Raw genomic sequence first — 14,183 nt, 5'->3', positions numbered from 1 at the left:
TTTTCAACTGGCTGATTGTCCGAGGTTTTTGCGTGCTTGTCGTTGCCAACATTACCATGCAGTTCGGGGCCAAGCCCCTGTTCGAGAACGTCTCCGTCAAATTTGGCGAGGGTTATCGCTATGGCCTGATCGGCGCTAACGGCTCGGGCAAATCGACGTTCATGAAGATCGTCGCCGGCGAACTCGAGTCGACCGCCGGCAATGTCTCGAAGGATGCGCACGAGCGCATGGCCTACCTGCGCCAGGATCAATTCGCCTACGAAGATCAGCGCGTCATTGACGTCGTCATGATGGGCCACGAGCAGATGTGGGCCTGCATGCAGGAAAAGGACGCGATCTACGCCAATCCCGAGGCGACCGAGGAAGACTACCTGCACGCCGCCGAACTCGAGCATCATTTCGCCGAATACGGTGGTTACACGGCCGAGGCGCGCGCCGGCGAACTGCTGCTCGGCGTCGGCATTCCGTCTTCGCAGCATTACGGGCCGATGAGCGAAGTGGCGCCGGGCTGGAAGCTGCGCGTGCTGCTGTCGCAGGCGTTGTTCGCCGATCCCGACATCCTGCTGCTCGACGAGCCGACCAACAACCTCGACATCGCCACCATCCGCTGGCTCGAGAATGTGCTCAACGAGCGTAACAGCACGATGATCATCATCTCGCACGACCGTCACTTCCTGAACCAGGTGTGCACCCATATGGCCGACCTGGATTACGGCAAGATCACCGTCTATCCGGGGACCTACGACGATTTCATGGAAGCCTCGTCGCAGGCGCGTCAGCAGCAGAAGAACGCCAACGACCGCGCCAAGGAGCGCATCGCCGAATTGCAGGAATTCGTGCGCCGCTTCTCGGCCAACAAGTCGAAGGCCAAGCAGGCGACCAGCCGCATGAAGCTGATCGACAAGCTCAAGCCCGAGGACATCAAGCCTTCGTCGCGCCAGTATCCGTGGATCCGCTTCGATTATGACGAGAAGGAAAAACTGCACCGGCAGGCCTTCGAGATCGAGAACTTGTCCTTCGGTTACGAGGGCGGCCGACGGGTCTTCAATAATTTCAACCTGACGCTGAATGCCGGCGACCGTCTTGCGGTCATCGGCGAGAACGGTGTCGGCAAGTCCACTCTGCTCAAGCTGCTGGTCGGCGATCTGCAGCCGCAGCACGGCAGCATCAAGTGGGCCGAAAAGGCGCGCTTCGGCTATTACGCGCAGGATCATGCCGACGAATTCAAGCGAGAGGTCAATCTGACCGACTGGGTGGCCGACTATGCCCGCGCCAATTCGGCCGAGGGCGAGGATCTCGAAACGCTGATCCGCGGCACGCTCGGGCGCCTGCTGTTCTCCGGCGACGACGTCAGGAAGCCAGTCAACGTTCTTTCCGGGGGCGAGCAGGGGCGGATGATCTTCGGCAAGCTGATGCTGCAGAAGCCCAATGTCCTGATCATGGACGAGCCGACCAACCACCTCGACATGGAATCGATCGAGTCGCTCAACACCGCGCTCGAAAAATTCAAGGGGACGCTGGTGTTCGTCTCGCACGACCGTGAGTTCGTCTCGTCGCTGGCGACGCGCGTGCTCGAGATCCGCGACGACGGCAGTCTCATCGATTATCCGGGTAACTACGAAGACTACCTGGCCAGCCAGGGCATCGACTGAGGAGCGCCACATGTGCAGCGCGTTGGCTTCATGGGTATTGCGTCTGATCGGCTGGCAGGCGGTATTGGTGCCGCCGCCCGGCCCCAAGTCGGTCATCATGTTCTACCCGCACACCTCGAACTGGGATTTTCCCCTGGGGGTGCTGTTCAAGGCGCGCTTCGGCTTCGATGTTCATTGGGCGGGCAAGGACACCTTGTTCCGCTTTCCGCTGCGCCGCTTGCTGTTGTGGCTCGGCGGTGTGCCGATCAACCGGCGCGAGCGCACCGGCATGATCGGTCAGATGGTCGCGCGTTTCGCCGAGAGCGACTCCTTCCATCTGTGCATCGCCCCGGAAGGCACGCGCAAGAAGACCGATCACCTGAAAACCGGGTTCTATCGCCTTTCGCTGGCGGCCGGCGTGCCGCTCGGATTGGCCTTTGCCGACTACCGCACCAAGCGCGTCGGTATTGAGCGCTGGGTCGTCCTGAGCGGTGACGAGGCGGCTGACCTGGCCCTGCTGCAAGCGTTCTACAGCGACAAACAGGCTTTCGATTCCGCCAAGGCCGGCGATATCGCCTTCCGTCGCGACTGAATTATTTAGGTACCCGTTCCCGCGTACTGGCCTCGGCGCTGGCGTCGGCGCTGGCCTGCTTGGCCCGGCGCTCGGCCAGCCGTCTTTCGCGCTCGGCCTGGCGCTCTTCCCGCTCCTTCTGCTCGGCAGCGGCTTTTTGCCGGTACTGAGCGGCCTGTTCAGCCTTTTCGGCGATCTTGCGTTCGCGTTCGGCGGCGCGCGTTGCTTCCTTGCTGCGGAATTCGCTCGCCTGGGTTTGCTGCTCGGCTTCGCGTGCCGGCGCGTCGGCCTCGCGCTTGGCTTCCTTGGCTTCGACTTCGGTGCGGCGGGCGTCTTGCTGGAAGGCGCGTGCCGGTGCGTCGAGCTCGCGGGCGGCAACGTTCGCCGCGGTATGGCGTGCCTTGGCGTCCTTGAGACAGGCGCTGACCAGTATTTTCTGGTAGCAGGCGGCCTTGTCCGCGGCATATTGGTCGGTCGCCGCCTGTTTCATCGCGGCGGCCCGGTCCCGTTGCGCTTTAGCCTGCTCCGCCGTTTGCGGCACTTCCAGTGCGCCGGCGTGAAACGGCAGCGCCAGCGTGCTCAGCAGCAGCGCTGGGACCAGCCGCTTTCGAATCGCTGCCATCGCATGTCTCCAATTCATGTTGTCTCGAACAAAACGCGATTCTCGCACGGACTGGCCGGGAAACGGGTCAGGCCGTTTGTTTCGCGCCGTGTTCGGCACGCATGAAATCGGTTACCGACGGATAGAACGCATGTTTGCCGAGTCGATTGGCGAGACCGGCGCGTTCGATCTTGCGTTGCACGTTCGAACGCAGGCCGCAGATGACCAGTCGGGTGTCGAATTGACGGCAGTCGTCGGCGATTTCCGCCAGCGTTTCGATGCCGGTTGCATCGATGAACGGCACGCGCCGCATACGCAGGATCAGCGTGTCGGCATGGGCCTGGACGCTTTCGAGCACGCGTTCGAGCTTTTCGGCGGCCGCGAAGAAGAACGGACCTTCGATGTCATAAATCATGGTGCCGGCCGGCAAATCGAAGTCTTCATGCGCGGTCGCCGCCTTGAAGCTCTCGTTGTCGTTCTCGATGCGGACGGCGTCGGCCATGCGCCGCATGAAGAGCAGCGAGGCGAGGATGACGCCGACATTGACGGCGATGACGAGATCCGAAAAGACGGTCAGCGCGAAGGTGACCAGCATGACGCCGACGTCGGGCGACGGCGCCGTGCGGGCCATGCGCAGGAAGTGCCGGACTTCGCTCATGTTGTAGGCGATGACGAAGAGGATGGCGGCGAGCGAGCAGAGCGGGATGTAGGCGGCGAGCGGCGCCAGCGCGAGGATGATGGCCAGCAGCGTGACGGTGTGAATGATGCCGGCGACCGGGCTGTTGCCACCGTTGCGGATGTTGGCGGCGGTTCGGGCGATCGCGCCGGTGGCGGCAAAACCGCCGAACAGCGGCGAGACGATGTTGGCGATGCCCTGACCGATGAGTTCCTGGTTCGAATTGTGACGGGTGCCGGCCATGCCGTCGGCGACGACGGCGGACAAGAGCGATTCGATGGCGCCGAGCAGGGCGATGGTGAAGGCCGGGCCGATCAGGTGCAAGGCATCCGAGACAGTGAAGGCCGGAACCGAGAAGCTCGGCAGCGTTTGCGGGATGCCGCCGAAGGCGCTGCCGATGGTGGCGACGCCGTCGAAGTGGAAGATCGATTGCAGTACGGTTGCCGTCACCATGGCGACCAGCGGCGCCGGGACGCGCTTGGTGACGCGTGGGGTCAGGATCAGCAGGACGAGGCTGAGCAGGGCGAGGCCGGTGGTGGCGAGGTGCAACTGCGGCAGCGCGGTCAGCAGTTGCCAGAGCTTTTCATGGAAATGCGTTGCCGATCCGCTCAGCGTCAGACCGAAGAAGTCCTTCCACTGGCCGATCCAGATGATCACGCCGATACCGGTGGTGAAGCCGATGATGACCGGATCGGGAATGTACTTGATGACGCCGCCCATGCGCGCGAGTCCCATGGCGACGAGCATGCAACCGGCCATCAGGGTCGCGACCTGCAGGCCGACGATGCCGTACTGGGCGGTGATGCCGGCGAGGATGACGATGAAGGCACCGGTTGGGCCGGATATCTGCGTGCGGCTGCCGCCGAACAGCGAAGTCATCAGGCCGGCGACGATGGCCGTGTACAGGCCCTGTTCCGGCTTGGCCCCGGAGGCGATGGCGAAGGCCATGGCCAGCGGCAGCGCGATGATGCCGACGATGATGCCGGCGACAAGGTTCTTGGGAAGGTGTTTTTGTTGCAGCAGCCCGGCGCGGGCGGCTTCGACGATCGCGATCATGCCGTTTTCCGTGGGAAACACTGCGACCGCGTAAGGGGTCGCGGGATGAAATGTTAAAAAAATGTGCGTCGCATTATAATAAAAGTCACATCCAAAGGGAAAGTCGGGAGGCATTCATGGAAAATCGTACGGCCCGGTTGACGGTGCTGATCGATCCGCGCAAGAAGCAATTGTTCGAGGATTTATGCGCCCGCCAGGATCTGAATACTTCGCAGGTGGTGCGTCGCCTGATTCGCCAGTATTTGCTCGATCACCTGAGCGACGAAGAAACGCCGGACTGGTTGCGGGCGCCGTCATCGCGGCGCGAAGAAGGGAAATGAAGCGCCAAAATCGGGTTTCTTGCGCTTGACCCCATGCGGAAGCGGGCTTTTTGATAGAATAGCCGGCTGTTTTTCTTCTTGTTTTCGTTTTTTTGGAGCGTGTTGTGAGAATCGTCTGCCTCGATCTTGAAGGTGTTCTCGTTCCCGAAATCTGGATCGAGTTTTCCAAGCGCACGGGCATTCCCGAGCTACGCCGCACGACGCGCGACGAACCCGATTACGACAAGCTCATGCAGTTTCGTCTGAACCTGCTGCGCCAGCATGGTCTGGGCCTGCCCGATATCCAGAAGGTGATCGGCGAAATGGGACCGATGCCGGGCGCGCGTGCCTTCCTCGACAACCTGCGCGAGCGCTATGAAGTGATCATTCTTTCCGACACTTTCTACGAGTTCGCCCACCCGCTGATGCGCCAGCTCGGCTGGCCGACGCTGTTCTGCCACAGTCTCGAAACCGACGCCGACGGCATGCTGGTCGCTTATCGCCTGCGCATGCCGGACCAGAAGCGCGAGGCGGTCAAGCGCCTGCGCGAGATGAACTTCACCGTCGTTGCCGCCGGCGATTCCTACAATGACACGGCGATGCTCGGCGAGGCCAACGGCGGCATCCTCTTCCATCCGCCGGAGAACGTGATTCGCGAGTTCCCGCAGTATCCGGTGATCCTGAACTATGACGAATTGCGCGCCGAAATCGACAAGGCCTTTGCGCGCGTCTGATCCCTGCCCATGTATTCACAACGCTTCTACACCCTGACCGCTTCCTGTCCCGACCGGGTCGGGATCATTGCCCGCGTCGCCGGCTTCATCGCCGAGCACCACGGCTGGATTCTCGAATCGAGCTATCACTCCGACGACGGCGGCGGCGATGCCGATGGCAGCCGTTATTTCATGCGGCTCGAGGTCAAGGCCGATTCGCTGCCCTTCCACCTGGCGGAGTTCCGCGAGCGTTTCCGGCCGATCGCCGAAGAGCTGGAGATGGACTGGAAGATTTCCGATTCGGCCGTCAAGAAGCGCGTTGTCATCTTCGTCAGCAAGCAGGAACATTGTCTTTACGATTTGCTCGCCCGCTGGCAATCGAAGGAACTCGACATCGAGATTCCCTGCGTCATCTCGAATCACGACACCTTCAAGGGTTTCGTCGAGTGGCACGGCATTCCCTTTCACCATGTGCCGGTCAACCCCGACAACAAGGCGGCGGCCTATGCCGAAATGCGCCGTCTCTTCGAGGAAGTGCGCGGCGACACCCTGGTGCTGGCGCGCTACATGCAGATCATTCCGCCGGATATCTGTGCCGACTATCCGGGACGGATCATCAACATCCACCATTCCTTCCTGCCGAGCTTCGTCGGCGCCAAGCCGTATCACCAGGCCTACCAGCGTGGCGTCAAGCTGATCGGCGCGACCTGCCACTACGTCACCAGCGCCCTCGACCAGGGACCGATCATCGAGCAGGACGTGATCCGCATCGACCATTCCGATTCGGTCGATGACATGGTTCGCTACGGCAAGGACATCGAGAAGGCGGTCCTGGCGCGCGGCTTGCGCTATCACCTCGAAGACCGCGTCCTCGTGCACGGCAACAAGACGGTGGTATTCCGATAGGCAGGTCCAAGGCCGGCACGGGCGTTCGTCGCCTGGCTGCCGGCGACTGAAAGCATTCGATGATTTCTCTCAGGAACGTGACGCTGCGGCGCGGTACCAAGGTATTGCTCGACGCGGCGTCGGTGACGGTCAATCCGGGTGAAAAGGTTGGCCTGGTCGGCCGCAACGGCGCCGGCAAGTCCTCGTTGTTCGCCCTGTTGGCAGGCAATCTGCATGAGGATGGCGGCGAATTCCTGCTGCCGCCGTCGTGGCGTCTGGCGCAAGTCGCGCAGGACATGCCGGAAACCGAGGACAGCGCCACCGACTTCGTCATCGCCGGCGACAGCCGCCTGATGGCGGCCGAGGCCGAGGTCAAGGCGGCCGAAGCGGCCGGCGACGGCGAGCGCATGGCCTATGCCTATACCGCCCTGCACGATGCCGGGGCGCATGATGCGCAGGCACGGGCGCAGGCACTGATTCTCGGGCTCGGGTTCAAGACGACCGAACTCAATCATCCGGTCAACAGCTTTTCCGGTGGCTGGCGTATGCGGCTGCAGTTGGCGCGGGCGCTGATGTGTCCGTCCGACCTGCTGCTGCTCGACGAGCCGACCAACCACCTCGACCTCGACGCGCTCGTCTGGCTGGAGAGCTGGCTCAAGCGTTACGAAGGCACGATGATCGTCATCAGCCACGACCGTGAGTTCCTCGATGCGGTGACCAATGTCACGCTGCATATCGACGTCGGCCGGCTGACCCGTTACGGCGGCAATTACAGCACCTTCGAGGAAACGCGCGCACAGCAACTGGAACTGCAGCAGGCGGCCTACGACAAGCAGCAGGAAAAGATCGCGCATCTCACCTCGTTCATTACCCGTTTCAAGGCCAAGGCGACCAAGGCCAAACAGGCGCAGAGCCGGGTCAAGGCGCTCGAACGCATGGAAAAGCTGGCGCCGGTGCTGGCGTCCGCCGAATTCACCTTCGAGTTCAAGGAACCCGCCAACCTGCCCAATCCGATGCTGGTCCTGGGCGACGTCGATTGCGGCTATGCGCCGGCCGAAGACGCCGCGGCGGGCGCCATGCCGACGGTGATCGTGCGCAAGGCGACGCACACGGTGAGTGCCGGACAGCGCATCGGCATCCTCGGCGCCAACGGCCAGGGCAAGTCGACGCTGGTGAAGACGATCGCCCGCACGCTGGCGCCGTTGTCGGGGATCGTGACCGAAGGCAAGGGGCTGTCGATCGGTTACTTCGCCCAGCAGGAACTCGATGTCCTGCGTCCGCAGGACAATCCCCTCGAACACATGGTCCGGCTGGCGAAAGAAGCTTTACCCGAGGGCGAATCCGGGCGCGAACAGGACTTGCGGACCTATCTTGGCGCCTTCAATTTTTCCGGCGACATGGTCAAGCAGGCGGTTGGCACGATGAGCGGTGGCGAGAAGGCGCGCCTGGTTCTTGCGATGCTCGTCTGGCAACGTCCGAATCTGCTGCTGCTCGACGAACCGACCAACCACCTCGATCTGGCGACGCGTGAGGCTTTGTCGGTGGCGCTGAACGAATTCGAGGGGACGGTCATGCTCGTCAGTCACGACCGGGCGCTGTTGCGGGCGGTATGCGACGAATTCTGGCTGGTGTCGCGCGGCAGCCTGGCCCCCTTCGACGGTGATCTCGACGACTACCAGCAATTCCTGCTCGACGAAGCCAAGCGCGTGCGCGAGGCCATCAAGGAGTCGCAAAAGGAGGCGCGGGCCGCAGCCGCGCCGGTGCTTGCCCCGGCTGCGCGCAAATCGTCGTCCAATCTCAAGGCCTTGCAACGCGATCTTGGCAAGCTCGAACAGCAGATGCTCGAGTTGCAGACGCAGAAGAATGCCATGGAAGCGCGGCTGTCGACGCTGAGCGACCCGCAGGAAATCGGTGAGCTCGGTCTGAAAATGCAGACCATCGATGAAAGTCTGGCCGACATCGAGGACCGCTGGCTGGCGATTTCCGAGGAGATCGAGGCGCTTTCCTCCTGAATGCGGCGGCGGGTATGATTTAGAGCCTATTTCAGTAGGGCTCGCGGGCCGCGTTGTCGATAGGGGCGGAGGGATGCAAGGCGCGAGGCGCAGCGCATGGTTGTTCCATGCGCAAGCGGAGCAACGCCGCAGACACCGCCCCTATCGGCAACCCGAAGGGCCGTCAGCGCGCCCCACGATCCCTACCGAAATAGGCTCCTAGCCGTTGTCATTACTCGGAGGAATGTGCCGTGGATACTGCTGTGATCGATCATTTGCGCGGCTGGATCGGCAAGTCGCAAACGGATGAGGACCTGATTTCCGAACGGCAGGCGCGCCTGATGGCGGCGACTGTCGACTATCCGCTGGAGCGGATCGCGGCGGGGCAGCCCCTGCCGCCGCTGTGGCACTGGGTCTATTTCCTCAACGGCCTGCCGCCGGCCGAACTGGGGCGCGACGGGCATCCGGCGCGCGGCGGTTTCCTGCCACCGGTGCCGCTCTCCAACCGGATGTGGGCCGGTGGGCGCGTTGCCTTTCTCCGGCCGATTCCGATCGGTGCTTCGGTGCGCAAGGTTTCCACCATTCTTTCGGTCGAGCACAAGCAGGGCCGGTCGGGCGATCTGGTCTTCGTGACGGTGCTGCATGAGTTATTCCTGACGGAGGGCACGCTCTGCCTGCGTGAGGAGCACGATATCGTCTATCGCGAGCCGCAACCGCTCGCCAAGCCGGTGCCGGTCGCCGATGCAGCGAGTCCGGCGGGGGTGTCGCGCAGCCTGACGCCGACATCGACGCTGTTGTTCCGCTACTCGGCGCTGACCTTCAATGGTCACCGGATTCATTACGATGCCGATTATTGCCGCGAGGTCGAGGGCTACCCGAATCTCGTCATCCACGGCCCGCTCAATGCCACTTTGTTGGCGCAATTGGCCGAGGCGGTCGGCGGCCGTCCGATCCGCGAGTTTTCCTATCGGGGGGTTTCGCCGGCCTTTCTCGGTGAGACGATCACCTTCAATGTTCAATGTGATGGCGACGCGGTCCGGCTGCGCGCCCTGCTCGGCAACGGGGCGCCGAGCATGCAGGCGGAAGCGCGATTGGCCTGAATGGGGCAAAAAAAAAAGGCGCCACGAGGGCGCCTGAGGGGGGTATGTCATGGGGAAGATATGCGGTCCAGAAGGACCGGCCCTAACCCGAAGACAGAATGACGTATCTGGATTTTTGGCGCAATCCGTACTTTCCGCAAAGAATTGCGGGAATTACGTAGTCGACTCTGTAGTGTCCGCAGGTGGGTCGGCGAAACAACGGGCGATGTCCTCGAACTTTTCGGCGCAGTCGAGCATGCAGTCGAGGATGTCGGGATCGAAATGGCGGCCGCGTTCGGCGCGCATGATGTCGACGGCTTCGTCGTGCGGGAACGCGGGTTTGTAGCTGCGCCGCGAAATCAGTGCATCGTAGACGTCGGCGACCGCCATCAGCCGCCCGGCCAGGGGAATGGCGTCGCCGGCCAGGCCCCGCGGGTAGCCGCTGCCATCCCAGCGCTCATGGTGTGTCAGCGCGATCTGGCGTGCGTAGCCAAGGAAGCTGGCGCTGCCTTCGCCGATTTCGCGCTCGGCCGCGGCGATCGCTTCGGCGCCGAATTCGGCGTGTCGTTGCATGATCAGGCGCTCGTCCGGCGTCAGCTTGCCGGGTTTGAGCAGGATATGGTCGGGAATCGCGACCTTGCCGATGTCGTGCAGCGGCGCCGATTTGAACATCAGCTGAATGTTGGTCTGGGTGAGTTCGGCGGCGAAACGCGGGTGCCGGACGAGCTTTTCGCACAAGGCGAGCAGGTAATGCTGCGTCCGCCGGACGTGGTTGCCGGTTTCGTTGTCGCGCGCCTCGACGAGGGCGCAGAAGGCGGAAATGATCGCGCTTTGTGCCGAGATGAGTTGTTCCGTGCGCCGCATCAGCTCGTCCGATTGTTCCTGGATCTTGCGTGTCCGCTCGATCACCAGCTTTTCCAGCCCCCGGTTCTGGTTCTGCAGGGCGTGACGCACTTGGCTGAGCAAAAGATGGTTGCGGACGCGGGCGCCGAGCACCGGTGGCGACAGCGGCTTATGCAGGAAGTCTTCGGCGCCGATCGACAGCGCATAGGCTTCCTCGTCGGTACTTTCCAGACCGGTGAGGAAGATGACCGGGATGTCGCGCGTGATCGGGTTGCTCTTGAGCCAGTTGCACAGGGCATAGCCGTCTGGCATTGGCATGACGATGTCAAGAAGCACGAGGTCGGCTTTGTTGCCGGACTCGAAGTAGTCGATCATCGCCTGACCAAGGTTGAAGGTGATGACGTCGTAATTCTTGCCGAGATAGTCCTCGATGATCAGGAGATTGTCGGGTTGATCGTCGACGGCGATGACCTTTTGTCTCATGAGGGTTTCGTCTGTTGCGGGGTGTTGGCGAGCCAGTTCCGGCAGGCGCCGAGGACTGCTTCGAGGCTGGTTTTCAGTTCACGCGCGAGCGCTAGGGTGTCGGGTTCGCCGGTGCGCGCCGCGGCCTGTGTCTGCTGGGCGACTTCACGCAAGCGGTTGGCCATCAGGTTGCCGCCGGTACCCTTGAGTCCATGCGCGATGCGTCCGATTTCGGCAATGTCGCCAGTGGCGATGAATTCGGCCAGTTTCTGCGGCGTCTCGGCATAGTAGTCGAGCGAAGAGTGGAGCAGCTTGGCGACGAATTCGGTGCGACCGCCGAAGCGGCGGAGCAGGCCGTCAAAATCGAGCGATGCCGTCTCGGTGGCGCTGCGTTTTTCCGGCGGCGTCGTTGCCGGCGGAGGGGGCGCAGTGTTTTCCGCGGCGGCAGCGGGAACGAGCCAGCGGGTCAGCGCCTCGAACAGCTGGTCGGGATCGACGGGTTTGGCGACATGGTCGTTCATCCCGGCGTCGAGGCAGCGCGCACGATCGACCGAGAAAGCGTTGGCGGTCATCGCCAGGATCGGCGTGGTGGCGTATTCGGGCATCTGCCGCAGCCGGCGGGTGGCTTCGAGGCCATCCATGCGCGGCATCTGCACGTCCATCAGGATCAGGTCGTAACGGCGCTTTGTCGCTTTTTCGAGCGCCTCGATGCCATCGCTGGCAACGTCGACGGTCAGGCTGGCCATGCTCAGAAGGTCGCGTGCGACCTCCTGGTTGATCGGGTTGTCCTCCACCAGCAGCAGGGTTGCCGGTCCGGGCGTTAGCGTTTCCCGTGCGTTTCGGTTTGATGTCGCCGACTCCTGCTGCCGCGGTTCCAGCAGCAGGAGTAGGGCGTCGTAGAGCGAGGATGAGGTGACCGGCTTCGGGAGAAAAGCCGCGAAACCGGAGTTGGCATGCTCGCTGGAGTCCTGCTGGTTGCCGTTGGCCGAAACCATGATCAATTTTGGCTTCCGCTCGATCGGCAGACCATTCAGGCGTCTGGCCGTCGCGTAACCGTCCATGCCGGGCATCTGCCAGTCGATCAGCGCGACGTCGAACGGACGTCCCGCCTGGTCGGCTTCGACGACCGCGTTGATCGCGGCCTCGCCGGAGGCAACGGCTTTGCCTTGCAAGCCCAGGTTTTCGAGCGTGGCCAGCAGCGGTTCGCGGGCTTCTTCGAGGTCGTCGACGATCAGTATGCGGACCGTCCGGCGTAGCTCCTGTCCGATCTGCGGCCAGGAGACATCGTTGAGTGCGCGCAGCGGCAACTCGAGCCAGAAACAGCTGCCCTTGGAGGGCTCGCTCGTGCAGCCGACCGTGCCATCCATCAGCGTCGCCAGGCGTCGGCAGATCGCCAGGCCGAGGCCGGTGCCGCCGAATTCGCGGGTGGTCGAGGCATTGGCTTGTTCGAAAGCTTCGAACAGATGCAGTTGTTGTTCCTGCGTTATGCCGATGCCGGTGTCGATGACCTCGAAGCGGATGATCAGGATGTCGCCCCGCCGGTGAATGATGCGGCAGCGCAGGAGCACCTGCCCGACTTCGGTGAACTTGACCGCGTTGCTGACGAAATTGAGCAGGATCTGTCCGAGCCGTTTGCCGTCGCCGTGCATCATCGGCGGCAGGTGGTCGGTGTCGACGATCAATTCGAGATTCTTGCTGGTGACGCGGTCGCGCACCATGTCGGCGATGCTGACGATCAACTGGTCGACCGAGAAATCGTAACTTTCGAGAATGAGCTTGCCGGCCTCGATTTTCGAGAGGTCGAGAATGTCGTTGATGATGCCGAGGAGATGTTGGGCCGAAGTGTCGATTTTTTCGAGCCGGCGTACGGTCTGTCCTTCGGTGACCTCTCGCCTGAGCAGGTGTGTCAGGCCGATAATGGCGTTCATCGGCGTGCGGATTTCGTGGCTCATGTTGGCGAGGAAGGTGCTCTTGGCGACGTTGGCCGCTTCGGCTGCCAGCTTGGCTGCCTCAAGTTCGGCGGTTCGCTCGCCGATGCGTTCTTCAAGCGTCGTGTTGAGGTCGCGCAGGGCCTGTTCCACCCGTCGCTGTTCGGTCATGTCGATGTAGGCGCAGAGAATCAGGCGGTGGCCGTCCTGCTCGATCAGCCGCGATGAATGGAGGATTTTCAGCTGTTGCCCGTCGGCACGCCGTACCCAGGCCTCCAGTTCGCATCGGCCGTACTGCTCGAGTGCGCCGAAATAGGTGTTGCGATCTTCGGGATTGACCCAGAAATTGAATTCCGCGGCGGTCTTTCTGCGCACACCGTCGTGCGGGTAGCCGAAGAGTTCGAACCAGGCCTCGTTGCGGGTTGGATCGATGATCCGCGCTTCCTTGGGCGACAAGGTGTCCGTCAGCGAGAGCGGCAAGGGCGATTTCTCAAACAGCGCCTGGAAGCGGGATTCGCTGGCACGCAGGGCTTCTTCGGCGCGCTTGCGTGAGGTGATGTCCTTGCCGGTGCCGCGATAGCCGATGAAACGTCCGTCGTCGGCGAATACGGGAATGCCAGAAATGCTGCGATAGCCGATCAGCGAGCCGTCCCGTCCCAATGCGCCGAACTCGAGGTCGCGGAAGGGTTGGTGCGCATCGAGGCAAGCCCGGTGCGCCTTCCAGTCTTCTTCGGTCAGTGTCGAGGGCATTTCCCAGCGACTTTTGCCCAGCAGCGATTCGTTCCCCAGCGAAAGCCGGTAGAAATTCGACGAGACATAGGTGAAGCGGTAGTGCTCGTCCTGCTCCCAGATCCAGTCCGATGACAGGTCGTTCAGGCTTTCCAGCATCGCGTTCTTGCGCCGGAGATCCTCGAACGCGGCGAGCAGGCGGGTGCGCATGCTCTCCATCGACAGCGCCACACGTCCGAGTTCGTCGGGATAATCGGCGACGATCGGCGATTGCAGATCTTCGTCGGCAATCCGTTGCGCGGCCCGGTTGAGCCGGTTCAGCGGACCGATCAGCCGCGTGCGCAGCACCAGTGCGATCAGGGTCAGCGAGAGGGCGATGATGATCGATTGCTGCAGAAGGTTCGCGCGCGATTGCCGCCGGTCGGCGTCAAGATAGGAATCCATCGACATGCCGAGGCGGAAGCGGCCGACGACATTGCCCTTGTAATCGATGACGGCCTCGCGATGGACGGTGGTGGCCGGATTGTCCTGCGGCGAGCGGAGGTCGGCCACCGGTTTCCCTGACAGGGCGTCGATGACCGTGATCGAGGTGATGCGCCGGTCCTCCATGAAGGCACGCACGATTTCAATCGTATTGGCTTCGGAAAAATCCCAGAGCGCGCCGCGCAGCGACGCTTCGAGCGCCTTCGATACGCTGACGAGATCCGTTTCCAGCGCCG

General features: G+C 62.5%; 10 protein-coding genes and 2 pseudogenes. 7 read left to right on the top strand and 5 right to left on the bottom strand.

What is annotated here, in order from left to right; translation table 11 throughout:
- Positions 1-32: 32 nt before the first annotated feature.
- Both BLR25_RS01645 and BLR25_RS01640 read left to right on the top strand, forming a co-directional pair.
- Entirely contained in the window at positions 33-1,652 is a 1,620-nt protein-coding gene (locus BLR25_RS01645; protein WP_091932400.1) for an ABC-F family ATPase, read from the top strand.
- 10 nt (positions 1,653-1,662) lie between these two features.
- The gene (locus BLR25_RS01640; protein ID WP_091932397.1) at positions 1,663-2,223 is read left to right on the top strand and encodes a 1-acyl-sn-glycerol-3-phosphate acyltransferase; all 561 of its coding nucleotides are present in this window, start codon (positions 1,663-1,665) and stop codon (positions 2,221-2,223) included.
- A 1-nt stretch (position 2,224) separates the two neighbouring features.
- Here BLR25_RS01640 and BLR25_RS01635 read toward each other — a convergent pair whose 3' ends face one another.
- Both BLR25_RS01635 and sulP read right to left on the bottom strand, forming a co-directional pair.
- A complete protein-coding gene (locus tag BLR25_RS01635; protein ID WP_091932393.1) occupies positions 2,225-2,824 on the bottom strand; it encodes a hypothetical protein in 600 nt (199 codons plus the stop codon).
- Positions 2,825-2,891: 67 nt separating this feature from the next.
- Positions 2,892-4,535, bottom strand: a complete 1,644-nt coding sequence (sulP, locus tag BLR25_RS01630; RefSeq protein ID WP_091932390.1) for a sulfate permease — start codon at positions 4,533-4,535, stop codon at positions 2,892-2,894.
- Between the two features lie 116 nt (positions 4,536-4,651).
- Between sulP and BLR25_RS01625 the strand changes: the two genes are divergently transcribed.
- The 5 genes from BLR25_RS01625 (at position 4,652) to BLR25_RS01605 (ending at position 9,523) form a co-directional block, all read left to right on the top strand.
- The gene (locus tag BLR25_RS01625) at positions 4,652-4,855 is read left to right on the top strand and encodes a CopG family transcriptional regulator (protein ID WP_091932387.1); all 204 of its coding nucleotides are present in this window, start codon (positions 4,652-4,654) and stop codon (positions 4,853-4,855) included.
- Between the two features lie 104 nt (positions 4,856-4,959).
- Positions 4,960-5,568 carry a bifunctional phosphoserine phosphatase/homoserine phosphotransferase ThrH gene (gene thrH / locus BLR25_RS01620; RefSeq protein WP_091932385.1) on the top strand — a complete coding sequence of 203 codons (609 nt, stop codon included), beginning with the start codon at positions 4,960-4,962 and terminating at the stop codon, positions 5,566-5,568.
- A gap of 9 nt (positions 5,569-5,577) precedes the next feature.
- On the top strand, positions 5,578-6,453 hold the full coding sequence (gene purU / locus BLR25_RS01615; protein ID WP_091932383.1) for a formyltetrahydrofolate deformylase: 876 nt from the start codon (positions 5,578-5,580) through the stop codon (positions 6,451-6,453).
- 59 nt (positions 6,454-6,512) lie between these two features.
- Positions 6,513-8,444, top strand: a complete 1,932-nt coding sequence (locus tag BLR25_RS01610) for an ABC-F family ATP-binding cassette domain-containing protein (RefSeq protein ID WP_091932381.1) — start codon at positions 6,513-6,515, stop codon at positions 8,442-8,444.
- A 230-nt stretch (positions 8,445-8,674) separates the two neighbouring features.
- Entirely contained in the window at positions 8,675-9,523 is an 849-nt protein-coding gene (locus tag BLR25_RS01605; protein ID WP_091932378.1) for an HTD2 family dehydratase, read from the top strand.
- A 153-nt stretch (positions 9,524-9,676) separates the two neighbouring features.
- Here BLR25_RS01605 and BLR25_RS01600 read toward each other — a convergent pair whose 3' ends face one another.
- From BLR25_RS01600 to BLR25_RS21885, 3 genes and pseudogenes are all read right to left on the bottom strand, one after another.
- A complete protein-coding gene (locus BLR25_RS01600) occupies positions 9,677-10,828 on the bottom strand; it encodes an HD domain-containing phosphohydrolase (protein ID WP_091932375.1) in 1,152 nt (383 codons plus the stop codon).
- Positions 10,825-11,595 (bottom strand): annotated as a pseudogene (locus tag BLR25_RS21890) (response regulator); the annotation flags it as partial. The pseudogene BLR25_RS21890 and the gene BLR25_RS01600, both read right to left, overlap by 4 nt.
- 111 nt (positions 11,596-11,706) lie before the next feature.
- A pseudogene (locus BLR25_RS21885) lies at positions 11,707-13,908 on the bottom strand (ATP-binding protein); the annotation flags it as partial.
- Positions 13,909-14,183: the final 275 nt, after the last annotated feature.

It is taken from the genome of Propionivibrio dicarboxylicus (assembly GCF_900099695.1).
Taxonomy (GTDB): Bacteria; Pseudomonadota; Gammaproteobacteria; order Burkholderiales; family Rhodocyclaceae; genus Propionivibrio; species Propionivibrio dicarboxylicus.
The sequence above is the reverse complement of the archived record's forward strand: the minus strand, read 5'-3'. Positions and strand labels throughout refer to the sequence as shown.

Coding starts and splice junctions, on each gene's coding strand:
- BLR25_RS01610 (WP_091932381.1), top strand. CDS start 6,513: ATGATTTCTCTCAGGAACGTGACGCTGCGGCGCGGTACCAAGGTATTG.
- BLR25_RS01625 (WP_091932387.1), top strand. CDS start 4,652: ATGGAAAATCGTACGGCCCGGTTGACGGTGCTGATCGATCCGCGCAAG.
- BLR25_RS01640 (WP_091932397.1), top strand. CDS start 1,663: ATGTGCAGCGCGTTGGCTTCATGGGTATTGCGTCTGATCGGCTGGCAG.
- purU (WP_091932383.1), top strand. CDS start 5,578: ATGTATTCACAACGCTTCTACACCCTGACCGCTTCCTGTCCCGACCGG.
- sulP (WP_091932390.1), bottom strand. CDS start 4,535: ATGATCGCGATCGTCGAAGCCGCCCGCGCCGGGCTGCTGCAACAAAAA.
- BLR25_RS01600 (WP_091932375.1), bottom strand. CDS start 10,828: ATGAGACAAAAGGTCATCGCCGTCGACGATCAACCCGACAATCTCCTG.
- BLR25_RS01635 (WP_091932393.1), bottom strand. CDS start 2,824: ATGGCAGCGATTCGAAAGCGGCTGGTCCCAGCGCTGCTGCTGAGCACG.